The sequence below is a fragment of the Paenochrobactrum glaciei genome (assembly GCF_039522165.1).
Lineage (GTDB): Bacteria > Pseudomonadota > Alphaproteobacteria > Rhizobiales > Rhizobiaceae > Paenochrobactrum > Paenochrobactrum glaciei.
On the sequence record NZ_BAAADE010000002.1, the window covers coordinates 1 to 23,831 of the forward strand.

Consider the following 23,831-nt stretch of genomic DNA (forward strand, 5'->3'; position numbering starts at 1 on the left):
AATTCGGCAAGCCACGAACGATAGTTTCTGACAACGGGACAGAAATGACTAGTCATGCCATTCTCAAGTGGTGTCAGGAGACGGGCATTGAATGGCACTACATCGCGCCGGGCAAACCAATGCAAAACGGGTTTGTCGAAAGCTTCAACGGTAGTTTCCGTGATGAATGCCTGAACGAGACCTTGTTCTCATCGCTCGCTCAGGCGCGCACTGAGATCAAAGCATGGAAGGATGATTACAACAAAAACAGACCGCACTCTTCACTCGGCAATGTCACACCGAATGAGTTCGCCATAAAAATGGCTCTAGAAAAACAGGCCGCTTAAGGCCAATAGTATAACCCAAGACTCTCCTGAAAAATGGAGGAGTGTTGGGGCTCAGGTCAGTCCCGAAGATAAAGTCCGGAACGCCGCTATTTTAAAAATGTTAGAAAGTGGTCAGAGCTGGAATAGCATAATCCAAGCTACTGGATGCTCGAGATCAACTCTTTCAAGAATAAAAAATCAAATATTATAACTTAATTGCTGTTTTATTTTTGCCATTTTGGCTGCCTGCTCAGCATATGTACGAGGAATTGAGCCGTTTATGTTTCTATTATCTCCTAAGCGGTTGCGAAAATAGTAGGTTTCTCGCATCATTTTTTTCCAATACTCTTGGAACCCAGGAAATGTTTTGGCTCCTGTAACTTGTGGTATAACCTCGTTTATGTCCCATTTTTCTGGTTTTTCATATTTATCAGCTATATGAGGATGCCGCTCACTCCATTCGTGACGTTGTAAGGTAGCATTAAAATTTGCTCTTTTAATTGCTGTCGGGCCTAAGTTTCGAGATACTCTTGCGCGTTGTCCAATTATGTAGCCTTGAAATTTAGCTCTTTCCTGTAAGTGTAAGAAGTCAATATAATTAGGTCGAATTCCTTTACACAGGTAATTAGCCAAAGTTTTATCTGTATATGGGTCCATGTCTTGAAAATTTAACTGATTGTCAAGGATTGGTTTTCCTTGATGCTTCTCAAGCAGTTGTCTGACTTTTTTTCTAAAATCATTTTTCAATTCATCAGGTATGTTTATGCACCAATGAACATGAAAAAGATTCAATGGATTTTCAAAAACAAATACCCATGTTGGTACGAAGTTTTTTCCTAATTTCAATGATAAGCGTTTTAACCAGCGATTAATGCGCTCTCTTATACGAGAGAAAATTAAACGACCTGCAAACTGGTCGATGTTGAATAAATTTATAGTAACAAAATTATTTAACGGAATTCCAATGTATTTTGCAAAATCAAAAGCCCTTACTATATTAAGAGCAGTATTGGCTCTAATAGAGTATTGAGTGTGCAATGATTTGTATGAATGATAATCAAAATCAAAATCAATATCATATGTGTTGGTTTTAATCATAAACGTCTCTTTCTATATTGAGAAAGTGACGCTATCGCGATACATAGACTAATATAATTTACTTATAAGTGTGTATTGCTATAGTTTCACTTTCATTTGTTAATTTACTAATTCTTCCAAGGAAGATTTTTATTACTGATCTCATTCTGCTTTTCCTTATAGAAAGCGATCATTATTTCTAGTTCGGATTCACATCCGTACTCTTTAAGTATGTTTCCAATGTATGCTAGGTTATCAAGATATAATTCCTCATTGTTCATGATTACTCCAATCTTGTTATTTAATTGTCAAATAATGCTCCTTGTTTTGAGCGGTTTCTCTGCTGTCAGCAGAGGAGATTTGTCGTTTAATACGACGGGTTGCTGTAAGAATTTCATGCATTTAGAGAAACTTACAGGGGTGCATCAGCCATTTTTGCTTGGCGTAATGTACTCTTAAAGCGTATTTATCTTGTCATGGTGCTTTCCTTTTGTTGTTTCGGGCGAGTTTATGGGTTCCGCCCCATTGAGAAATGAGGCGGTGTAATGCTTTGAATATGTGATTATTTAAAGTCTTCAGTGATCTGTTGCAGGGCGTTGTATTTCTGCTCGAGAGTATGTCCATTGCCGTAATGACTGCCCATACCTTTGGTGGTATGGCCCATTAGCTCATCCTGTATTTCTGCAGGTATGTAATGGTGCCGCAAGCGATCTTTAAAGCAGTGCCGAATACTGTTGGCTGACTGTTCAGCATTCTCAAACAGGTTATTCTTTTTCAAGAACTTATTTACAGCTGCTGATGCGTTTGTTGGGCCATTATCCGTATTGTAGTGTGTAAAACCATTAGGGAATTGCTTAAACGCTTCGAGTGCGAAGTTTACTAATGGAATGTCCCGCTTACGAGATTTATTCTTTAACATGCGGTGCTGGTTAGGTCTTATGCTGATATAGGGAATAGGGGCATCTAAATGGATGTCCTTAAGTGGATCTATGCCACACAGCTCCTTAAAGCCGCAACCAGTATCAATCATTGCTAGAACTAAGTGTTTTAGTTCACGGCTTAGCTTGTCAAATACAGGATTACCGATCCACCTAGCCTTTATAAAATCAATGGTTAAAGGTGATTGTTGAGTTTTTTCATCGGTAAATCTTAGGTCGAGAAATGGATTCCCATGATCGCGACTCTGCTCGTTATTGTATGTATCGACCAAAACGCGGAGATGAGTCAGGTATTTATTTGCGGTGTTTGCAGTAATCTTTTTATTGAAAATACGATCTTTTAGTTCGTTATAAAAGGAACGGGCGTCTTGCTTTGTAATGTCGTTTACAAACTTATCTTTTTTCAGGAATGTTGAGAGCTGCTTGCTGGCATTCTTGAAAGGGTTGATCTTTCGGTCGTGTTCGCGCGTATTATAAGCTGCAAGCTTTAGCTTGTTCGCCTCTAAATAGATGTCGACGAGCTGAGAGATTTTCTTTCTGGTGTCTTTGAATTTGACATAAGATTGAACGACATGCTTTGAGAGCTGTTCATTGCTTTCAAATTCTTTGAACTTATTAGCGATTGAAGCTATTCTGTGAGGATCATGGATGATCTGCGAGATGCATTCCAGATGGCGGCCTTTGCTTGCTGCTATTTTCTGGTAATGCTCAAAGTTAGCGTCATCTTTTGTGTACGAGCCATTAATGAGGTTTTGCATTGTATGATCAATGCTTTTTATCGTTTCTGCGTATCTTTGGATCGCAATTTCATACTGTTGGGTTTTTAGGGAGACTATGAATTCTCGCTGACCTGCGATTTTACGCAAGTGAGCTGGAATAGTTTTACGAACATAGTAGGTATTGCCGCGGGTGTATAATCCTTTGCTCTTTTTGATTACCTGTTTCATTTTAAACCGGGCCTTTCATTTAGTTTTGCATAAGTCAAATCCTTGCAAGTTGAACGTGTTCACTTACCTTTTAAGGTAGCCTTAAAAGGGTAAGAACGGTTTAGGTTTTTGTTGATTTAGCCGACCTTTAGGAAAGGGTGGCTAGTGGTTATTCTAAATTTTAGAGATAATCAGTACAACAAATAAAACTGCATACTGAAGACGGTTTTTGCCCCATGAAATAATGAAGCGATCTTAAGTCTGCATGTGAAATGATTGATAGTTACTACTCTTTAGAAGAGTGCCCATTCGCACAAATCAATGAATCAAGTATTTAAAGAATAAAATAATGTCAACTATAAAATTAAGTAAAAACATGTTTGTTTTATTATGTCAATTTATTCTAAATTAGAACAAAATTTAACATATTGTTTTTCTTAATTTGCTATCAATTATCTTTAGTGTGTTTTGCTTTAAAAATTTGAAGCTGAAGCTTTAATTATTGCACGATGGTCGGGCAATCTTCTCCCAAAAAGCAATCTAAGAATGTGCAATCTCGCTAAAACTTGATTCGAAAATCATGTGCCCCTCAGGTTTTGTAATTTGGGAGGGCGCTCTTACATCTGCATTTTTCAGTGTTGCAGGTATGGATAATGTATAAAAGGCCGCCTCAATGGGGCGAGAGCTATTGTCAAGAAATGCTCGGTGTCAGCACAAGCTACTTTAATGGGCTTCGAATAGTGGTAAATCAATGCATTATTTTATGTGCTTTACTGTGTATATTAAGAGCTTAATAAGCCAAATTTTGTAGCACATTTTGTAGCAGTATATCAGTTGTTTTACTGTAAGCTCAATAAAATCAAGGGGTTGCACAGGAATTATGGCGGAGAGAGCGGGATTCGAACCCGCGAGACGGTTCCCCGCCTACACACTTTCCAGGCGTGCGCCTTCAACCACTCGGCCACCTCTCCGCAGAATATTCCGTTCATGACATCAAGTTCATGAAGAATCAAAACCTGTAATTCACTTGACATTGGTTGACTGTCAAATCACCGGTTCGGCGCGGAATATAGCTAGAATACGACAGTAATCAACCGTTAATTTCAGGAATATGAAAGAATATTTTCAGAAGTCTAGAAATGGCTCCAAAGATAGAGAAAAAGTGCCAAATATGTGGTTTTAAAAGGCTTTTAAGCGCTTTATCAGTATGTGGATAAGCTCTCTTTGAAATTTTTATGCAGGTGAGGGATAATCATTTATGGTCAATGACATGAATGATCGAGTGCCTGTAATGAACTTTTTGAATGAGTGTGTTTGATGAAGGTGATTGGACTTATCCTAAACCGGTTGTTGTTATTGTGTGCTTTGCTGTTTTTGCTCAGTGGCGTTGCCGCTGTGATTATTGATGCAGCGCGTTCCATCGGCGGTTCGGTTGTCACATTCACCTCCTTGTCAGGCGTGATGCTGGATTTTGGTTTTCAAAACGGGCTTGAAGAAAGCGTGCACGCTGATGGCTTTGCGGGTGGGTTTGTTGAATATTTGTTCAATCTGCCTGCTGTTGCCGTTTTGATGGCATTGGCGCTGTTGTTCTATTTATTGTCTTATATCTTCAAAAAAGCTTGAATTGGTTTAGTGCTGGTTACAACAAAGGCGCAGGTGTCTTATATAAGGTGGCAACCAGCCAGCCTTTCAGGAGTAACCAATGACCATGTTTGACCGCTACCGACTGAAAACAGAGTTTCCGACTGCGGAGACCGCTCTTAAGGGGCGTGCAGAGCCGATTGCAACGGCCGATACGCATTATGTGTCAGGGCGCTCATTACATGGTGGCTGGCCGGAAAACATGAAAAAGATCATGTTCGGTATGGGGTGTTTCTGGGGTGTTGAACGCCTGTTCTGGCAAGTACCAGGCGTTTATGTCACCGCTGCCGGATATACTGGTGGTTTGACACCTAATCCGACTTATGAAGAAACCTGCACAGGGCTGACCGGCCATAATGAAGTGGTGATGGTGGTTTATGATCCGGCAATTGTCAACCTTGATACATTGCTGAAAATGTTCTGGGAAGAACATGATCCGACGCAAGGTATGCGACAGGGCAATGATATTGGCACGACCTATCGTTCAGGTATTTATACGTTTTCCGCTGAGGATAAGGCATTGGCTGAAGAAACACGGGATGCTTACCAGCGAGCCTTAACGGCCAAAGGACTGGGAGAAATTACTACCGAAATTCTCGATGCGCCGGTCTTTTATTATGCTGAAGATTATCATCAGCAATATCTGGCGAAAAATCCGGGCGGTTATTGCGGCCTGCGCGGCACCGGCGTTTCTTGTTTTATTTAAATTAAAAAGCCGTTAGGCGACTGCCCCGTTTTACCAATGGGGCGGTCTGGTAACCGGAATATCGGGCTGGGTTTGCTCTTCGAGTTCTAGAAAGCGGGTGGTCAGCGCATTGAGCTTGGTGCGTAAGCTGTCAATCACTTTCCATTGTTCTGCAATCTCGCCGGAAAGATCCTCGATGATTTTATCCTGTTCGGTGATCCGGATTTCAAGCTCGGTCAGGCGTGTTTCATGAGACATCGGTTTGCAGTTCTTTTGAATGAGTGGTCATAAAAGAATCACCGGCTACATGAGCCGGTGATTTTGATTGAGATAACGAATATCTCTTATTTAGTGCCGTACATACGGTCACCGGCGTCACCGACGCCTGGTACGATGTAGCCATGTTCATCTAGATGATCATCAATAGCAGCAGTGAAAACAGGCACATCAGGGTGCGCCTCGGTGAAGCGCTCAATGCCTTCTTTGGCTGCAATCAGGCAGAGGAAGCGGATATTGGTCGCGCCGCGTTCTTTCAGCTTGTCGATGGCCATAATCGCCGAATTGGCAGTTGCCAGCATCGGGTCAACCACGATGATCAGACGATTGACGATATCTTCCGGGGCTTTGAAATAATATTCAACCGGCTGAAGGGTTTCGTGATCGCGGTAAAGACCGATATGAGCCACGCGCGCAGCAGGCACCAGATCAAGCATACCTTCAAGCAGGCCGTTGCCCGCACGCAGGATGGAAGCGAAAACAAGTTTCTTTCCTTCCAGAATAGGTGCTTCCATCGGTGCCAACGGCGTTTCGATTGGCATCGTGGTCATTTCAAGATCACGGGTCACTTCATAGCAAAGCAACAATGATGTTTCTTTCAGCAGGCGGCGAAAGCTTGCTGTGGAGGTTTCACGCTTGCGCATGATGGTAAGCTTGTGCTGGACAAGCGGGTGGCTGATAACTGTAACGCCCATGATCGTTCCGCTGTTTCTATAATCTGATGCTTAATGAATAGGACATTATAGCCCTATATGCTATGTGAAAACATTTTAAAAAAGCACACACACAGATTTATGAGCTGTTTCTACGCTTGTAACATCCTGTGCAAGCTTTATATGCATGAATTAAGAACGGCTTTGACGCGAAAGCGGACAAATGTCACTTCAGGACAGCGGCAGAATACACTATGGTGTTTCCCGTGAATTGAACAGACAGGACAAGCTATGAGCCAGCATGACGGCAATATGGATCGGGTAGGCGCAACAGGCGGTATGGAAAGTTCCTTCGGGTTTCGTCAGGTTGACGAAGACTCGAAACAGGCACTCGTCAACGACGTTTTCCATAAAGTTGCCAAGCGCTACGATGTGATGAACGATCTGATGTCGGCCGGTATGCATCGTGTCTGGAAAGATGCAATGATTGCATGGCTTGCACCGTCAAAACGTGCCGGCTGGCGCTCATTGGATGTGGCTGGCGGCACTGGTGATATTGCTTTCCGCATTGTCGAAGCTTCACGCAAACAAGCCCATGTCACTGTGCTTGATATTAACGGCTCTATGCTGGGTGTCGGGCGTGAACGCGCGATTAAAAAAGGCCTGATCGACAATCTCGATTTTGTTGAAGCCAATGCAGAAGAATTGCCGTTCGAGGATAATTCTTTTGATGCTTATACGATTGCTTTTGGCATTCGTAATGTGCCGCATATTGATAAAGCGCTTTCAGAAGCATATCGCGTCCTGAAGCCGGGCGGCCGTTTCATGTGTCTTGAATTTTCCGAAGTGGAAATGCCGATTTTGGACAAGGTTTATGACCAGTGGTCATTCCATGCGATACCTAAAATTGGTCAGATGATCACAGGCGACGCGGATTCTTACAGCTATCTGGTCGAATCAATACGTAAATTTCCGGCGCAAAAAGATTTCGGCACGATGATTGAGCAGGCGGGTTTTGAGCGCGTCAGCTGGCGCAATTTCACCGGAGGCATTGCTGCCCTTCATTCCGGTTGGAAATTGTAAAATAGTAGGCGGATATGAAGAATATTTCTGCCGCTTTGCGGCTGATCCGTGCAGGCTGGATTTTAACCCGGGAGGGTGTGATCGGTGCATTGCCTGTTGATGATCTGCAAGGTTTGCCGAAATTCGGGCACAAGCTTGCCAAAGCCTTAGCGCGCCCGCGTGCACGCAATATGGAGCGTTCGGAGCGTATTTCACGCGCGATGAACAAGCTTGGGCCGTCTTATGTCAAGCTTGGCCAGTTTTTGGCCACACGCCCTGATATTGTCGGGCGCGATATTGCCGCTGATCTGGAGCTTTTGCAGGATAAGCTCGATTTTTTCCCGCAAAGCGAAGCAGAAAAAGCCATCGAAAATTCGCTGGGGCGTTCGGTCAGCAATCTTTACGAGCGCTTTGATGCGCCGATTGCTGCGGCTTCTATGGCGCAGGTGCATCCGGCATATATTTCTAAAAACGGTCAGCCTCAGAAGGTTGCGGTTAAAGTTATCCGCCCTGGTGTGCGTCAGCGTTTTGCGCGGGATCTGGCCAGCTTCTTTATGGTGGCACGGATGCAGGAACATTATGTGCCTGCAACCCGTCGTTTGCGTCCGGTTGAGATTGCTGAAACCTTGGCACAAACCACCCGCATTGAGATGGATTTGCGCCTTGAAGCTGCGGCCCTTTCGGAAATTGCTGAAAACATCAAAGATGATGCGGGCTTTCGTGTGCCAGCAGTTGACTGGGAACGCACAGGCCGTGACGTCTTAACGCTTGAATGGATTGACGGCATTAAAGTGTCGGATGTGGATGCGCTGCGTGCTTCCGGTTTTGATCTTAAAAAACTGGCGGAAGTGCTGATCCAGTCTTTCTTGCGCCATACATTGCGCGATGGTTTTTTTCATGCCGATATGCATCCGGGCAATTTGTTTGTTGACCCGAAGGGAACGATTGTTGCGGTCGATTTCGGTATTACCGGTCGCTTGAATAAAAAGCAGCGTCGTTTTCTGGCTGAAATTCTTTATGGTTTTATCACCCGCGATTATATGCGTGTGGCGGCTGTGCATTTTGAGGCCGGTTATGTGCCTCATACGCATGATATGGCCAGTTTTGCGCAAGCCATTCGCGCTATTGGCGAGCCTATTCACGGCCAGCCTGCCGAAACAATTTCGATGGCGAAATTGCTGACGCTGCTGTTTGAAGTGACCGAATTATTCGACATGGAAACGCGGCCTGAATTGCTGATGTTGCAAAAAACCATGGTGGTGGTTGAGGGTGTATCGCGCACGCTTGATCCGCATTTCAATATGTGGAAATCGGCTGAACCGGTTGTGGGCGGTTGGATCCGCAAGAACTTAGGCCCTCAAGGCATTTTGGGTGATGCCAAGGAAACCGGACAGGCATTATTGCATTTCATGCGTGAAGCGCCTGAATTGATCCAGCGTTCGGAACGCGCCAGCATCGCGCTTGACGATATGGTTGCCAATGGTTTGCGTTTTGATGCGGCGACTGCCGAAGCCATCGGTCGTGCGGAAGCTTATCATAATCGCTGGGGCAGACGGGCGCTGGTGGTGATCGCCATTGCCTTTGTAGCCATCGCGGTTAAACTTTTTATTGTTTGATATAGTCAGTGCCGCTTTGATGGGCACTGACAAAGGATGATGAAAGTTTGTAAAAAATACTTCTGCTTATTTGCACGCACTTTGCTCTGATAAATTGCCTGAGAATGCGTTTGATGATCCGGCATTCAGATCAAGTGCAACGACTGGTACAAACTTTTTATAATTCTGACAGTAATCTTGCTGCTGGAAAAATGCTTCGACTCTCCCATCTTCATTTCCTTTTTGATAAAAGAAAGCAAGTATTGGTAAGTGCTCAGCCTCACTGAAGGACCACATTTCGGTAATGAGTTCGTTCCAGTAAGGTGATTGTGTTTCTTGCTGAATTTTGAGTACCTCAAGGAAACTATTGATTTGATTAGGACTAAACGAACAAGAATCATCAACAATGAAGGATGGTTTCTGTTCAGGCAGGTACTTTTGAATCCATTGATCGGCTGTAGTAACTGAAGCAGAAGAACATGATTCATAATCACCACTCAGCTGGCTTGGGAATGGCGTGTTGGTAAGACCACATCCGTGGGATGTGTAAGGGTGTGTTTCTGAGTTATCACTGAACGCGTCAAATGGATAAAAACAATATAATTTGAGTTTTTTCTTCTTTGGATCTTGGCTTGTTTGATCGTAAATAAATCCATTGGGACTGAATAATTGATTTGTTGGTATGTCCGAACGTAAATAAGAGAAGGATACCGCTTTTCGAGGGTCAGATTGATCAGGTATCCATATATGGGTTTGACCAGGTTCCATGCCGTGAATAAAAATTCCGGAACAATCGGAGGCGGGAGATTCAAGATTTAAATATACAACACACGCCGAGGTATGGGAATTATACAATTCATTTAGCCGCTCGACAGCTTTGTTCATTTCTTGTTCAATATTGGCAGCAAATGAATTGTTTAAAAAAAATATTGAATAAAAAATTGTAATAAAAAATAATCTTATGATCATAAATTTCTCCTTATGGAGATATTTTATAATGCATGTTTCAATCTTAAAGCTGGTAACTTAATCAGTCATGTATAATTGTTATTTTTATGTTGAATGAGCATTTGATGTTCGTTTTTTGCTTTATGAATCTGTGAAATATTTATCCGCTTGAATGATGATAATAAATTGTCATAAGTCATGTAAGAAAAGTAATTTATAGCTTGAAAGGTAATAGTAATGGCGTTTGTATCTCCGGCAGGAACATTACAAGGCAAACGCATTTTGCTGATTATCAGTGGTGGTATCGCAGCTTATAAGACACCGGATTTGATCCGTCGTTTGCGTGAGCGTGGTGCGCAAGTACGCCCGTTGATGACACGTGCGGCGCAGGAATTTGTCACCCTGCTTACCATTGGCGCGGTTTCCGCTGATCATGTTTATACTGATCTTTTCTCGCGTGAGGACGAGCAGGATGTCGGCCATATTCGCTTGGCACGTGATGCTGATCTGATTGTGGTTGCACCTGCTACCGCTGATCTGATGGCTAAGATGGCGCATGGCTTGGCCGATGATCTGGCAAGTGCTGTGTTGCTGGCACGTAAAATTCCGGTGCTGGTCGCACCTGCTATGAACCCTGCCATGTGGGACAATCCGGCAAGTCAACGCAACCGCGCGTTCTTAACCCAGGATGGTGTGCATTTCATTGGCCCTGAGCGGGGTGAAATGGCTGAAAGCGGTGAGGCTGGTCTTGGTCGTATGAGCGAGCCGTTGGCGATTGTTGCAGCGGTTGAAGAACTGCTCGCACCGCGTGATCTGCCGCTCAAGGGCAAAAAAATCATTATGACATCGGGGCCAACCCATGAGCCGATAGATCCGGTGCGCTATATTGCAAACCGTTCATCCGGCAAACAAGGTCATGCGATAGCGCGTGAATTGGCGCGTCTTGGTGCTGAAGTGCAGCTTGTTTCAGGGCCGGTTACTATTGCCGATCCTGCGGGTGTTCATGTGACCCATGTGGAAACTGCACGCCAAATGCAAGTGGCCGTTGAGAGCTTGCTGCCAGCTGATGCCGCAGTGATGGTAGCCGCTGTTGCGGATTGGCGCACAGAAAATGAAGCGCATCAAAAAATTAAAAAACAGGCCGGTGAAACCGCGCCAACATTAAAAATGACGGAAAATCCGGACATTTTAGCAAGCATTGGTCATCATCCCAAGCGCCCTCAATTGGTGGTCGGCTTTGCAGCGGAAACGCAGGATTTGCTCGAAAACGCCCGTAAGAAACTTGATAAAAAAGGTGCGGACTGGATTGTCGCCAATGATGTGACGGAAGAAAACGGTGTCAGTGTCATGGGGGGTGATCATAATCTGCCGCGTATTGTGACCCGTGACGGCATTGAAGAATGGACGCAGATGAGCAAACAAGCCGCTGCTGAAAAACTGGCGCAGAAAATTGCTGAAGCCTTAAAAGGCAAGTGACTACTACCAAGAGTTAGATTTAAAAAAAGCGCGGTTGCCTGATGGGTAACCGCGCTTTTTATGTGTTTTAAATAGATGGCTGTCAGGGGTTGGAACGCACCTGATAATCTTTTACTTCTTCAAAACGGATAGCTTTCCAGCGCTCTGCCTCATAATTGAGCGAGAATGTATTTTGCGCCATATAGACCGGATCATTATCCAGATCATGAGCAATATCTGCGCGGTGTGCTGCAATGAAGCGATCCACTTCTGCCGGATCATCAGCAGTAATCCAGCGGCAGATGGAGAAGCGCGACATTTCAAAGCCAACCGGCAATGAATATTCAATTTTCAAGCGTTCCGTCAATACGTCGATTTGCAGCGCACCCACCACACCAACGATAGCTGGCGAGCCGTCATCAGGAGTGAAAAGCTGCACAACACCTTCTTCAGCCATTTGCTGCAAGGCTTCACGCAGTTTTTTGGCTTTCATCGCATCGTCAAGACGGACACGACGCAGGATTTCCGGTGCAAAGTTTGGCACACCGCGGAACAATAATTCTTCGCCTTCGGTCAGCGTATCGCCGATACGCAGCGTACCGTGGTTGGGAATACCCACAACATCACCGGCAAAAGCTTCATCAGCAATCTGGCGGGAGCGGGCAAAGAAAAACTGTGGTGCAGACAAGCTCATCGGCTTGCCGGTACGGATGAGTTTTGCTTTCATGCCGCGGGACAATGTGCCGGAGCAAACGCGAAGGAATGCAATACGGTCACGGTGGTTCGGATCCATGTTGGCCTGAATCTTGAAGACAAAGCCGGTCATTTTTTCTTCTGTGGAGCTGACCATACGGGTGTCAGCCTGCTGGTCGCGTGGGGATGGGCCATAGTCACAGAAAGCTTCGATCAGATCGCGCACACCAAATTTTTTCAGCGCCGAGCCGAAATAAACCGGTGTCATATGACCTTCGCGGAAGGATTGCAGGTCAAACTCGCGGCAGACACCACGAGCCATTTCAACGCTTTCAATCCATTCTGCGCGCTGGTTTTCCGGCAACAGACCGGCAGCACGCGGGTCTTCAGGGCCATCCACTTTTAAAGGCTGTTCCTGTGTGTCTTCACGGCGGATGGTGTTGTTGTGCAGGTCAAAAGTACCGGCAAAGCTTTTGCCGGAGCCGATCGGCCATGTGATCGGAGCTGTGTCGAGCGCCAGTTTTTCTTCGATTTCGTCGAGAATTTCCAGCGGGTCGCGCGCTTCACGGTCCATCTTATTGATGAAGGTGACAATCGGAATATTACGCATGCGGCACACTTCAAAGAGCTTGAGTGTGCGTGGCTCAATACCACGCGCTGCGTCAATCACCATGACGGCACTGTCAACGGCTGTCAGTGTGCGATAGGTGTCATCCGCAAAGTCTTCATGACCCGGGGTGTCGAGAAGATTGAAGATGCAATCTTTATATTCAAAGGTCATCACCGAGGTGACAACGGAAATGCCGCGGTCGCGCTCGATATTCATCCAGTCGGAGCGGGTCTGAATACGATCTTTCTTTGCCTTTACTTCACCGGCAAGCTGAATAGCACCACCGAAAAGCAGCAGTTTTTCTGTCAGCGTTGTTTTACCGGCGTCCGGGTGCGCAATGATTGCGAAAGTACGGCGCTTTGAAGCAGGATGATCAGCAATAGGCATAAAAGGCTCGTTAAACTAAGGCGGGCAATCCCGCATATAAGGATCAGCATGCAATAAGGCGTTTTGCCATAAAGTAAAATCGAAATATGGCGAACACTGAAAACGGCTGATGGTTTGGTTCGGATGAAGATAAATTTGAAGCTTGCTTTATCAGTTACGGCTTTATTCGTCGAGGCATAAAAAAAGCCGCCCTGAAAGCGCTTTGCTAAAAGTGTTTCAGGGCGGCAGATATAGTTTATATATTATTTGAGGCTTTTGATGCCGAGGCCAAAAGCGATAAATGCCCAGCCCTGGAAAATCAGGTCAATGGCAAGGAACAGACCTAAAATAAACAGGCTGTTGACCGGCCATTGGATAGCAATCAAAATACCTGTCAGTGCGGTGATGATACCAGCAAAAACGAGCCAGCCCCAACCGCGTGCAGGTTTTGCCTGAAAGCCCATCCAGATACGGAAAAGACCTGCGCCAATCAGCGCGGCAGCAAGAAGCACGGTGAGAATGCCGGCTGCAAGAACAGGATTGCTGAAGGTGACAATACCGGCACCTGCATAAAGCAAACCACTCAAAAACCAGAAGAAGAAACTTTTCCATGTCTTGACGTTGAAAGCATGGATAATTTCGACGATACCTGCAATGAGCATCAGCATACCGACGTAATAGACAGATACGACCGTTGCGAGGAAAAGATTACCGAATGCAATTCCACCCAAAACGAGCAGGGCAACGCCGAGGGCCACAAACCAGCCCCATTTTTTTGAAATTTCAGGTTGGTGCAGACTTGTATCGCTTGATGCCATAATGCGCAGCTCCTATGAATGTGAAAAGGCGTTTTATAGACTTTGATAACAGATATAAATGCATGCTTTTAATAAATTGCAGGCACGTAACTTTTACAGTAACTCTATTTATATGTAATAACAACTGTTTGGCAGGATTGTTCTGGTGACTATGATTACATTGTTTCATGACTATTGGCCTCATATTCTTGCAGCGGTTTCGATCGTTTTTGGTGCGGGTGCTGCTATTCATGCGACAATGACAAAACAGGAAGTTCGCACCGCTATTGGCTGGGTTGGCGTGATTTTGCTGTCACCAATCATTGGTGCGGTTGTCTATACGGTGGCAGGGGTTAATCGTATCCGGCGCAGCAGCCTTTCTTTGCAGCGCGACAGGGACGCTCATATTGCGCTTTATCATCTGACCCATTTCGACACGACCAATGAGAGTGTGCGCGATCACTTCGGTAAACCCTTTGCGGCGATGAAAATTCTGGGTGATGCGGTCAGCAAATATGATTTTACCAGTAGCAATGAGCTGACCATGCTGGAAAGCGGCGATACTGCCTATTCAGCTATGCTCGCAGCCATTGATCAGGCTGAACATAGTGTTTTGCTGGAAACTTATATTTTCGATCGTGATCCGATCGGTATTCGCTTTGTTGAAAGCCTTGCGGCTGCGGTAAAACGCGGCGTGGAAGTGCGCGTGCTGGTGGATGCGGTTGGTGCACGTTATTCGATGCCAAGCATTGTCAGTCTGTTGAAAGCGCATAATGTTCCGGCAGAAGTTTTTAATGGCAATATTATCATTGGCTTGAAACTGCCTTATGCCAATTTGCGCACGCACAGAAAAATATTGGTGGTGGACGGCGCTGTTGCCTTTACAGGCGGCATGAATATCCGCGCTGGTTTTATGAGTGAATATTCCGGTGATAATGCTGCGCATGATACGCATTTTCGTGTGGAAGGCCCTGCTGTGGCCGATATTTTCCATATCGCTTCGGAAGATTGGCGCTTTGCCTCAGGCGAATTGTTGCAAGGGGAAAAATGGAAAATTGCGCCACCGCAACGACCTGCCGGTGAAGAGACACTGGTGCGGGTGGTGGCTACAGGGCCTGATAAAAACCTTGAAACCAATCATCGCATGATGATGGGGGCTTTTTCGGTGGCGCAGGATCATATTCTGATCATGTCACCTTATTTATTGCCGGATCGTGAACTGATCAGTGCGCTGGTAACGGCTGCACGCCGTGGTGTCGGCGTGGATATTATCATTCCGGGCGTCAATAATCTGAAATTGGTTGATCGCGCGATGCGGGCGCAATTTGATCAGTTGTTGAAGGATGGTTGTAAAATCTGGCGTGCCAGTGGTGCTTTCAACCACTCAAAACTGATGACCATTGATAGCGTTTGGTCTTATGTCGGTTCATCTAATATTGATCCGCGCTCGTTGCGGCTGAACTTTGAAATTGACATGGAGGTTCTGGACTTTGAATTTGCCAGTCAGTTAGAAGAGCGTATCCGCGCAATCAAGAAAAACAGTACGCCTGTTCTCTTGGACGATTTGCGGAAACAGCCATTTTTGCGCCGCCTGACCGACCGGATTATTTGGTTGGGTTCACCTTATCTTTAATCAGGCTCAGGCGCTCCATGGTGGCTTGCAGATCAATATGTGCCTTGATTGGCAGATGATCAGAGGCCACGCGGGCAAGCGGGCTGTCATGCACTTCGATATTGGTAATCAGATTATGGGGCGCGCCCATAATCCGGTCGAGTGCCAGTACCGGAAAACGTGATGGAAAGCTTGGCACCACGCCTGCATTCGGGTTGAAAACCGGATTAAGGGCATTGAGCGAAGATGTCTTTCCCACCCGCCATTCATTGAGATCGCCGATCATCAGGGTCGGCAGAAACTCGGAATTAGCCATGGTGCTTAAAATCGTTTCGGCCTGTTGTGCGCGGGATTTTTTCAAAAGCCCTAAATGCGCAGCAATAATGCGCAAGGGCCCGTTGGCAAGCTCCAGATCAACCATCAAAGCGCCGCGCGGCTCAACACCGGGCAGTGAAAGCTGGCGCACTTCACGCACCAAACCTTCGCGGAAAAGCAAAAGATTGCCGTGCCAGCCGTGACCACCTTCTGAAAAAGAGGTGATCGGCACCGGTACAAGACCGGAATTTTGATAAAGCCGACCGAGATCCAGCAGGCCGGTGCGCTCACCAAAGCGCTTATCTGCTTCCTGCAAAGCAATCACATCGGCATTAATTTCACCAATCACATCAGCAATACGTTCAGGGGCAAATTGTTTGTCTGTGCCAACACATTTATGAACATTATAAGAAGCGATCACCGTATCCGTGGGCGCATGGCGCGGCTCAAACGGCTCATAAAACGAGCGTTTACGAATGGCCGAAAGAATACTGCCGGAGAGGTTGTTAGGGTTGAGTATCTTTCGCAAACTTCATGTCCTTAAGTGAATGCAAGTATATTCGTCTTGATCGCTACACAGATATAAATAGTAATGACGCATCATATAAAAACCAAATCAGGCTTTAGTTTAACAATAAATTTTGAGATATTGCGACAATGATAGAAACATTGGCTGTTGCATTGGGCGGGGCGCTGGGCTCTGTGGCGCGTTATTGGATTGGTATCTGGATGCTGCCGCTGAGCCGCTCGATGCCTTGGGGTACAATCAGCATCAATATTGCCGGCTCGTTTGCGATTGCTTTTTTTGGCACGCTGACCATGTTGCAGGGGCGCTATCATCTGCCGGAAGTGTGGCGGCTTGCATTTATGGTGGGTGTTTGCGGTGGCTTCACCACATTTTCCACATTCAGCTTACAGGTTTTTGAAATGTTGCGGGCAGGGGCGCTGGGGCGTGCTGCCTTGAATATTGTAATATCAGTGATTTTCTGTGTGCTGGCAGCAGCCATCGGTTATTGGCTGGCCATGCGGCTCAATACCTCCGCTTGAAATGAAAAAGCCCCGCTGAAGGTTTTCAGCGGGGCTTTGGATTTGATAGAGCGCTTTATTATTCGTCGCCCATTTTGAGTGCTTGAATAAAGGCTTCCTGTGGAATTTCCACGCGGCCGAACTGACGCATGCGCTTTTTACCTTCCTTCTGCTTTTCCAGAAGTTTGCGCTTACGGGAAACGTCACCACCGTAACATTTTGCCGTCACGTCTTTACGCAGTGCCGAAATGGTCTCACGCGCAACGATACGTCCGCCGATGGCAGCCTGAATCGGAATTTTAAACATATGCTGCGGGATCAGGTCTTTCAGCTTTTCACACAGCACACGGCCGCGTTTTTCGGCAGCGCTACGGTGAACCAGCATGGAAAGCGCATCAACCGGCTCCTCATTGACGAGGATCGACATTTTAACCAGATCACCTTCACGGTATTCCGAGATAGCATAGTCGAAAGAGGCATAGCCTTTGGAGATCGACTTCAGGCGGTCGTAGAAGTCAAACACGACTTCGTTGAGCGGCAGGTCATAGGTGACCATCGCACGCGGACCAACATAAGACAGATCAACCTGAATACCGCGACGATCCTGACAAAGCTTCAAAATCGAACCCAGATAATCATCCGGTGTCATGATGGTGGCGCGAATCCAAGGCTCTTCAATCGACGTGATCTTGACCACGTCCGGCATGTCGGCCGGATTGTGCAATTCTGCAACTGAGCCGTCGAGCATGTTCATGCGATAGACAACAGATGGCGCTGTGGCGATGAGATCAAGATTGAACTCACGCTCCAAACGCTCCTGAATGATTTCCAGATGCAAGAGACCCAAAAAGCCGCAACGGAAACCAAAGCCGAGTGCCGCCGATGTTTCCATCTCGAAGGAGAAGCTCGCATCATTGAGGCGCAGTTTGCCCATCGCTGAGCGCAGATCTTCAAAGTCTGCTGCATCAACAGGGAAGAGACCGCAGAAAACAACAGGCTGTGCCGGCTTAAAGCCTGGCAGCATTTCCGGTGTCGGGCGACGGTCTTCGGTGATGGTATCACCAACGCGCGTGTCAGCAACTTCCTTGATCGAAGCGGTGATGAAACCAAGTTCACCCGGACCCAAATCGTCAACGGCCACCATTTTAGGCGTGAAAACACCGGTACGTTCGACCGGATATTTTGCGCCTGTACCCATCATGCGGATGGTCTGGCCTTTTTTCAGCACGCCATCGATGATGCGCACCAGAACAATAACGCCAAGATAGGTGTCATACCAGCTATCAACCAGCATGGCTTTAAGCGGCGCATTGCGGTCACCGGCTTTCGGAGGTGGCAGGCGATTGACAATCGCTTCCAGTACATCCGGAATACCAAGACCGGTTTTAGCCGAAATCATCACTGCATCGGATGCATCGAGACCGATAACATCTTCAACCTGTTCCTTAACGCGGTCAGGCTCTGCTGCAGGCAGATCAACTTTATTGAGAACCACGACCAGCTCGTGGTTGTTGTCCATGGCCTGATAAACATTGGCCAAGGTTTGCGCTTCAACGCCCTGTGAGGCGTCCACCACCAGAAGAGAACCTTCGCACGCAGCCAGCGAACGCGAGACTTCATAGGCAAAGTCAACGTGGCCGGGAGTGTCGATCAGGTTCAGCACATAATCTTCGCCATTTTGCGCTTTATAGTGCAAACGGACAGTCTGTGCCTTGATGGTAATGCCGCGTTCACGCTCGATATCCATCGAATCAAGGATCTGATCCTTCATCTCGCGCGTTTCCAGTCCGCCTGTCGATTGGATCAGGCGGTCAGCGAGAGTCGATTTACCGTGGTCGATGTGTGCGACGATGGAAAAATTGCGAATATGGTCAAGTGGTGTGCTCATGGGCGCGATTTAGCAGTTTTATAGCGAAATTCAAAGTGGTATTGCAGCGACACAGTGGCAAAAGCGCTCATTGGGCACACTATTTGACAATAGTTCTTTGCCAAATGCGCAAAAGGGATTAAATCAGCCTCATAATTCTCGTGAGAAACCTTGATATAGGTTAAGGTTGATATCCGTTATACACTTAGGAGCTCAGGCATGAATACCGAACCCAATGAAGTCCACAACAGACCAAAACTGGTTACTGTGATCGGCGGTTCGGGTTTTGTCGGACGCGCCGTGGTGGCCGCACTTGCCAAGCGCGGCTATATGGTGCGCGTTGCTGTGCGCAAACCTGAAATTGCTTATTATATGCAGCCGCTCGGCAATGTCGGCCAAATCCAGATGGTACAGGCTAATGTGCGCTATCGCTGGTCGATTGACCGTGCCATTGCCGGTTCAGATTATGTCGTCAATCTGGTTGGTGTACAGGCTGAAAGTGGCCGTCAGCGCTTCAATGCAGTGCATGTGTTTGGCGCCAAAAATGTGGCTGAAGCTGCAAGCGCTCAGAATATTCCGCTGACCCATATGTCGGCACTCGGCGCTGATTTAAAATCGGCTTCCGTTTATGCCCGCACCAAAGCTGAAGGCGAACAGGCTGTGCTGAAAGCAGCGCCAGCTGCTGTTATCATGCGCCCGTCGGTGATCTTCGGCATGGAAGACAAGTTCTTCAATCGTTTTGCCAATCTGGCACGTTTTACACCTGTTCTGCCGGTGATCGGTGGCGGCAAAACCCAGATGCAGCTCGTTTATGTCGGCGATGTCGCTGATGCCGTTTTACTGTCGGTTGAAGGTAAGCTTAACCGCGGCACAACCTATGAACTGGGTGGCGCTGATATTCAGTCGTTTAAAGACTGGATCGGCGATATGCTGAAAGTGATTGACCGCAAGCGTTGTATCGTTTCGATGCCTTGGTGGGCGGCAAAATTCAACGCCCGCATCATTGGCTTGCTGCCAAATCCACTTATCACCGCTGATCAGGTTACATTCCTGAAGTCGGATAATATTGTATCGGATGCAGCGACTTCTGAAGCGCGCACCTTGCAGGGCATGGGGATTACCCCACAGGGCGCAGATGCTATTCTGCCAGCCTATTTGTGGCGCTACCGCGTAGCCGGACAATATACCAAGATGCGCGAAGCTCACTAATTTCACGATATACAAAAAAAACCGCCGGAGATCATCTCCGGCGGTTTTTTTATGAATAGATGAAACCGGCGGCCCAATGGACAGCCGGTCTTTTTATGTGTTTAGAAGCCGAGCGCCATGCCGTCGCCGCGTGGGTCAGCACCGCCTTCATAGCCATCAGCATGTTTGCGGATAGCTTGAGCATGGCCGAGAGTGCCTTCCCAGCCGCTGGCCATTTTAACCGGATGACCGCGCAGACGCAGTTCACGGATAACTTCTTCGGGCATACGTGATTCCAGCACCAGATCACGCGATACCGTGCCCCATGTGCGTCCCATCAGCCAGCGCGGCGCTTCGATTGCCTGCTGCACGTTAAAGCCGAAGTCGATCATACGGGTGATCATTGCGGCTTGTGTCTGCGGCTGGCCTTCGCCACCCATGGTGCCATAGGCCATCACCGGCTTGCCATCTTTCATCAACATGGCCGGAATGATGGTGTGGAAAGTGTGCTTGCCAGCTTCCAGACAGTTCGGATGTTTTTCATCCAGCGCAAAGAACGAGCCACGGTTTTGCATGATAATACCGGTATTGCCGGCAATCACAGCAGCACCGAAGTCGTGATAGATCGACTGGATATTGGAAACCATCATGCCGTCTGCGTCAGCGGTACAGAAGTAAACTGTATCACCGTCCGGTGCGCGGTGGGCAAAATTACCACCATGTTTGACACCCGGTTCGATCTCGTTAAAGCCCAGTACAGTTTCATCATTGATGAGCTGCTTGCGTTTGGCTGCATAGTCCTTGGAAAGGAATGTATCGAGCGGGATCTTAACGTGTTTCGGGTCACTCAGCCATTCGTCACGGTCAGCAAAGGCAACCTTAACTGCTTCCACCATGTGGTGATAGTAAGCAGCAGTGTTGTAGCCCCATGATTTGACATCATATTGCTCCAGCAGATTAAGGATTTGCAGGGCTGCAAAGCCTTGTGTTGCCGGAGGCAGCTGGAACACATCATAGCCGCGATAGGTTGAGGTGATCGGCTCTGCCCAATTAGCATGGTAATTGGCAAAATCTTCATAGCGCAGCGGCGAGCCCTGTGCTTCGAGCGATTTGGCCATTTCCTGAGCGATCGGGCCTTCATAGAAGCCTTTGCGCGCGCCATGTTCAGCCAGATAGTCAAAGGTTTTTGCCAGTTCCGGCTGAGCCATAAACTCGCCGTCACGTTGTGGCTTGCCTTTTGGCAAGAAGATACGTGCCATATCGGCGTCTGCATTGAGGATTCTTTCATCCGTTACCAGCCAGTCGGCGAGCGAACGGGTGACCGCCATGCCATGACGGGCATAGTGGATAGCATCGGCAAAAAGATCTGCCCAAGGCAGCTTTCCATAGCGTTCATGTGCAAGGCGCCAGCCGTCAACAACGCCCGGTGCTGTAAGCGCTGCCAGTGCGCCGCGCATCGGGATCTGGTCGGTATGGCCGTGTTTTTTATAAAACTCGCGGGTGGCAAGTTTGGCAGCAGGGCCTGTTGCTTCAATGGCCTCAACACCGGAAGCCTTGCCACCTGCGATCAGCAAGAAGGCATCACCACCAAGACCGGCCATATGCGGGTAAACCACGCAAAGGGTGGCATTGATAGCAATGGCGGCATCGACAGCGCTACCACCGCGACGAAGCGCTTCCTGACCGGAAGCGGAAGCCAGATAATGGGGGGAGCTGACCATGCCGCGCTTGGCAAAAACTGCCGGTCTGCCGGTTCTTGGTCCATCAGCGTTAATCATATCAAATCCTTCATTCATTTTAAAAGTAGATGACTGTTTAGTCGCTTACTTAGCTTTGGGAGGAAACAGCACACGCTGTAGCGGGGGGATGATGGCGGCAATGCTTAATGCCACCATGCCGATTGTCGACATCAGGCGCCAATCATTCGTGGTGCCAAGGCTGACCAATGGCAGCGCCACGATGAACAGCACGAATGAAACGCTCAGGTAAGACAAACGATTTTGCAGAATGCGCTTAATCATAATCTGTCTCCTTTATTGTACGATCAAAACGAGGATAACGGTGGCAATACCTGTCAGAACGAATGCCGCGATTGTCCATGGCATTGTTTTACGCAAGATTGCACCTTCCTGACCGTTGATACCGGTTGTACTTGCGCCCATCACCACATTGGCAGGGGCAATAGCATTACCAATGGCACCACCGGCACTTTGTGCAGCCAGAATGGTTGAAGGCGGCAGGCCTTTTGCTTCAGCCAGATTGACCTGCAATTCTGAGAACAGAACCTGCGAGGAGGTCGAGCTGGAAGTGATAAAGGCACCTAAGATTCCAATACCATTGGCGAGGAACGCAAACACATAGGCCGGAGCAATAGCTGCAATACCAAGGGCGAGCATAGTGTTCTGGCCGGACAGTTTCATGATCGACGCCATAACGAGGAAGGCAATGATCGGAACAGAAGCCGGAACAGCACTCGCAAACAGGCCTTTAACAACGCCCGGCATTTCTTTGCCGGTGGCTTTTGCCCATTGCTTGAAATAGCCAAGCTTGGTGAAACAGAACCAGGTGACAAGTGCTGTCACGGTGATGGTTGCACCCGGATGGGCAAACATATGTAGCGGCGAATAGCTGGCAGTGCCTGCTGTTTCAACACCCATACCTGTTGTAATCGCAGGGAAAGGCAGGCCGAAGCTTGGAATATAAAGCCATGCATGCAGACGATCGATCAGCGATGTTGCCAATGCCAGAATGGTCAGGAGAGCATAAGGCGAGAAGGCAGCAACGATATCCATTGGTGGCTCGGCGCTGTTTTCTTCCAGATGCGCTTCTTCACGCATGGCAGGACGTTCAACAATGCTGGCATCCGCTTCTTTGTAGCGTGACCATTGTGATAATGGATAAAGCGCGAGCATGGCAAGCGCAGCAGGTAAGAAAGCGGCCAAAATCGGATCAATAAAGACCACCAGAAACTGGCCGATACTGTGAATGCCTGCGATGATGAGAACGAGCGGCCAGCCAGCGCGAACCGCTGCGCCACGACCATACATCCACACCACCATGAAGCCACCAAGCACGGACTGAATGGCAATCAGGATAGCTGCCTGTAAGCCCATGGAGAGGGTTGTGGTGGCATCCATTTCGACGACCTGCAAAGTTGCAAGCCAGCCGACACCGAGAGTTCCGTAAAATTTTGCCCAAATATGCGCGATGATCGGAATGGCAACCGCATAAACAGGACGCATACCAAAAGCGACCAGCAGAGGCGCAACAACGGCAATCGGTGTGCCGAAGCCATCAATCCCTTGCAGGAAGGAAGTGAAAACCCAGCCCAGTGCGACAATGATAAAAAGCTCATTGCGGGACATACGCGAAATACCGCGCCGCAGAGCATCATAACCGCCGGACTGATTCATGATCTGATACAGCAGCAGTGCAGGCCAGATGACATAGAGAATTGGCACGGCATCCCAGATACCGCGGGCAGAGGCCACGGCAAGAGCGCGTGTTGAAGCTTCAAAGGCAAATACCGCGACACCTGCCGCGATAAAGATACCTGTTGTACCGGCCTGCTGCGCTGTCCAGTTCATGCCGACCATGAGGACAATCAGGGCTACTATGGGGGCAGCAGCCAACAGCCAGTGTAGTAAGTTTAAATCTAATGACATCTATATACCACTATTTTGCTAATCTCGGTGAGGAGAATGGGGGATGGCATGGTTTTTATGCACTCAGATATTCATTTCATATAATAAAAAGCATTCATTGATCGTAATCAATCTTATTGAAAACAATGATA

Annotated in this window: 22 protein-coding genes and 1 tRNA gene; 10 read left to right on the plus strand and 13 right to left on the minus strand. The window is 47.5% G+C overall.

Features of this window, described 5'->3' with window-relative positions:
* Both ABDZ76_RS06300 and ABDZ76_RS06305 read left to right on the plus strand, forming a co-directional pair.
* Window positions 1–326: integrase core domain-containing protein (locus tag ABDZ76_RS06300; protein ID WP_343803216.1), on the plus strand; the 326-nt coding region annotated here is incomplete at its 5' end.
* An 88-nt stretch (window positions 327–414) separates the two neighbouring features.
* Complete coding sequence (locus ABDZ76_RS06305; protein WP_343804685.1) at window positions 415–516, plus strand: helix-turn-helix domain-containing protein; 102 nt, start codon at window positions 415–417, stop codon at window positions 514–516.
* Here ABDZ76_RS06305 and ABDZ76_RS06310 read toward each other — a convergent pair.
* From ABDZ76_RS06310 to ABDZ76_RS06320, 3 genes are all read right to left on the minus strand, one after another.
* Window positions 504–1,403, minus strand: coding sequence for a hypothetical protein (locus ABDZ76_RS06310; RefSeq protein ID WP_343803218.1), 900 nt, complete (start codon window positions 1,401–1,403; stop codon window positions 504–506). The two genes, ABDZ76_RS06305 and ABDZ76_RS06310, sit on opposite strands and share 13 nt — an antisense overlap.
* Window positions 1,404–1,944: 541 nt before the next feature.
* Window positions 1,945–3,267 (minus strand): DUF6538 domain-containing protein, encoded by a 1,323-nt coding sequence (locus ABDZ76_RS06315; RefSeq protein ID WP_343803221.1) that lies wholly within the window; start codon window positions 3,265–3,267, stop codon window positions 1,945–1,947.
* 860 nt (window positions 3,268–4,127) lie between these two features.
* Window positions 4,128–4,217, minus strand: a tRNA-Ser gene (locus ABDZ76_RS06320).
* Between the two features lie 346 nt (window positions 4,218–4,563).
* Between ABDZ76_RS06320 and ABDZ76_RS06325 the strand changes: the two genes are divergently transcribed.
* Together ABDZ76_RS06325 and msrA are read left to right on the plus strand one after the other, a co-directional pair.
* Window positions 4,564–4,869, plus strand: a complete 306-nt coding sequence (locus ABDZ76_RS06325; protein WP_343803224.1) for a hypothetical protein — start codon at window positions 4,564–4,566, stop codon at window positions 4,867–4,869.
* A gap of 79 nt (window positions 4,870–4,948) precedes the next feature.
* Window positions 4,949–5,593 carry a peptide-methionine (S)-S-oxide reductase MsrA gene (msrA, locus tag ABDZ76_RS06330; protein ID WP_343803227.1) on the plus strand — a complete coding sequence of 215 codons (645 nt, stop codon included), beginning with the start codon at window positions 4,949–4,951 and terminating at the stop codon, window positions 5,591–5,593.
* A 30-nt stretch (window positions 5,594–5,623) separates the two neighbouring features.
* On the opposite strand, the gene ABDZ76_RS06335 is transcribed toward msrA, so the two are convergent.
* Window positions 5,624–5,830: a SlyX family protein gene (locus tag ABDZ76_RS06335; protein WP_343803230.1), complete on the minus strand. Its 207-nt coding sequence runs from the start codon at window positions 5,828–5,830 to the stop codon at window positions 5,624–5,626.
* Window positions 5,831–5,916: 86 nt separating this feature from the next.
* Window positions 5,917–6,543 (minus strand): uracil phosphoribosyltransferase, encoded by a 627-nt coding sequence (gene upp / locus ABDZ76_RS06340; protein ID WP_343803233.1) that lies wholly within the window; start codon window positions 6,541–6,543, stop codon window positions 5,917–5,919.
* A 249-nt stretch (window positions 6,544–6,792) separates the two neighbouring features.
* Here upp and ubiE point away from each other — a divergent pair, with 249 nt between their 5' ends.
* Window positions 6,793–7,584 carry a bifunctional demethylmenaquinone methyltransferase/2-methoxy-6-polyprenyl-1,4-benzoquinol methylase UbiE gene (gene ubiE / locus ABDZ76_RS06345; RefSeq protein ID WP_343803236.1) on the plus strand — a complete coding sequence of 264 codons (792 nt, stop codon included), beginning with the start codon at window positions 6,793–6,795 and terminating at the stop codon, window positions 7,582–7,584.
* Between the two features lie 14 nt (window positions 7,585–7,598).
* Complete coding sequence (gene ubiB, locus ABDZ76_RS06350) at window positions 7,599–9,179, plus strand: 2-polyprenylphenol 6-hydroxylase (RefSeq protein WP_343803239.1); 1,581 nt, start codon at window positions 7,599–7,601, stop codon at window positions 9,177–9,179.
* A gap of 66 nt (window positions 9,180–9,245) precedes the next feature.
* On the opposite strand, the gene ABDZ76_RS06355 is transcribed toward ubiB, so the two are convergent.
* Entirely contained in the window at window positions 9,246–10,127 is an 882-nt protein-coding gene (locus tag ABDZ76_RS06355) for a hypothetical protein (protein WP_343803242.1), read from the minus strand.
* Between the two features lie 216 nt (window positions 10,128–10,343).
* Between ABDZ76_RS06355 and coaBC the strand changes: the two genes are divergently transcribed.
* Window positions 10,344–11,582: a bifunctional phosphopantothenoylcysteine decarboxylase/phosphopantothenate--cysteine ligase CoaBC gene (coaBC, locus tag ABDZ76_RS06360; RefSeq protein ID WP_343803245.1), complete on the plus strand. Its 1,239-nt coding sequence runs from the start codon at window positions 10,344–10,346 to the stop codon at window positions 11,580–11,582.
* Window positions 11,583–11,664: 82 nt separating this feature from the next.
* On the opposite strand, the gene ABDZ76_RS06365 is transcribed toward coaBC, so the two are convergent.
* Window positions 11,665–13,251 carry a peptide chain release factor 3 gene (locus ABDZ76_RS06365; RefSeq protein ID WP_343803248.1) on the minus strand — a complete coding sequence of 529 codons (1,587 nt, stop codon included), beginning with the start codon at window positions 13,249–13,251 and terminating at the stop codon, window positions 11,665–11,667.
* 242 nt (window positions 13,252–13,493) lie between these two features.
* Window positions 13,494–14,048 (minus strand): HdeD family acid-resistance protein, encoded by a 555-nt coding sequence (locus tag ABDZ76_RS06370; protein WP_343803251.1) that lies wholly within the window; start codon window positions 14,046–14,048, stop codon window positions 13,494–13,496.
* A 151-nt stretch (window positions 14,049–14,199) separates the two neighbouring features.
* Between ABDZ76_RS06370 and ABDZ76_RS06375 the strand changes: the two genes are divergently transcribed.
* Window positions 14,200–15,660, plus strand: coding sequence for a phospholipase D-like domain-containing protein (locus ABDZ76_RS06375; protein ID WP_343804686.1), 1,461 nt, complete (start codon window positions 14,200–14,202; stop codon window positions 15,658–15,660).
* Here ABDZ76_RS06375 and ABDZ76_RS06380 read toward each other — a convergent pair.
* Window positions 15,632–16,483 (minus strand): endonuclease/exonuclease/phosphatase family protein, encoded by an 852-nt coding sequence (locus ABDZ76_RS06380; RefSeq protein ID WP_374844573.1) that lies wholly within the window; start codon window positions 16,481–16,483, stop codon window positions 15,632–15,634. The two genes, ABDZ76_RS06375 and ABDZ76_RS06380, sit on opposite strands and share 29 nt — an antisense overlap.
* Window positions 16,484–16,611: 128 nt before the next feature.
* Here ABDZ76_RS06380 and crcB point away from each other — a divergent pair, with 128 nt between their 5' ends.
* The gene (gene crcB, locus ABDZ76_RS06385; protein WP_343803254.1) at window positions 16,612–17,001 is read left to right on the plus strand and encodes a fluoride efflux transporter CrcB; all 390 of its coding nucleotides are present in this window, start codon (window positions 16,612–16,614) and stop codon (window positions 16,999–17,001) included.
* A gap of 58 nt (window positions 17,002–17,059) precedes the next feature.
* Here the strand turns inward: crcB and lepA are convergent, their stop codons facing one another.
* Window positions 17,060–18,868, minus strand: a complete 1,809-nt coding sequence (gene lepA / locus ABDZ76_RS06390) for a translation elongation factor 4 (RefSeq protein ID WP_343803257.1) — start codon at window positions 18,866–18,868, stop codon at window positions 17,060–17,062.
* 198 nt (window positions 18,869–19,066) lie between these two features.
* Between lepA and ABDZ76_RS06395 the strand changes: the two genes are divergently transcribed.
* Entirely contained in the window at window positions 19,067–20,056 is a 990-nt protein-coding gene (locus tag ABDZ76_RS06395; protein WP_343803260.1) for a complex I NDUFA9 subunit family protein, read from the plus strand.
* A gap of 101 nt (window positions 20,057–20,157) precedes the next feature.
* Here the strand turns inward: ABDZ76_RS06395 and ggt are convergent, their stop codons facing one another.
* Genes ggt through ABDZ76_RS06410 form a run of 3 tightly spaced genes read right to left on the minus strand, consistent with a single transcriptional unit; the run spans window position 20,158 to window position 23,700 of the window.
* On the minus strand, window positions 20,158–21,813 hold the full coding sequence (ggt, locus tag ABDZ76_RS06400) for a gamma-glutamyltransferase (protein WP_343803263.1): 1,656 nt from the start codon (window positions 21,811–21,813) through the stop codon (window positions 20,158–20,160).
* 45 nt (window positions 21,814–21,858) lie between these two features.
* Window positions 21,859–22,056: a hypothetical protein gene (locus ABDZ76_RS06405; protein ID WP_343803266.1), complete on the minus strand. Its 198-nt coding sequence runs from the start codon at window positions 22,054–22,056 to the stop codon at window positions 21,859–21,861.
* Between the two features lie 12 nt (window positions 22,057–22,068).
* Entirely contained in the window at window positions 22,069–23,700 is a 1,632-nt protein-coding gene (locus tag ABDZ76_RS06410) for an L-lactate permease (RefSeq protein ID WP_343803269.1), read from the minus strand.
* Window positions 23,701–23,831 lie beyond the last annotated feature (131 nt).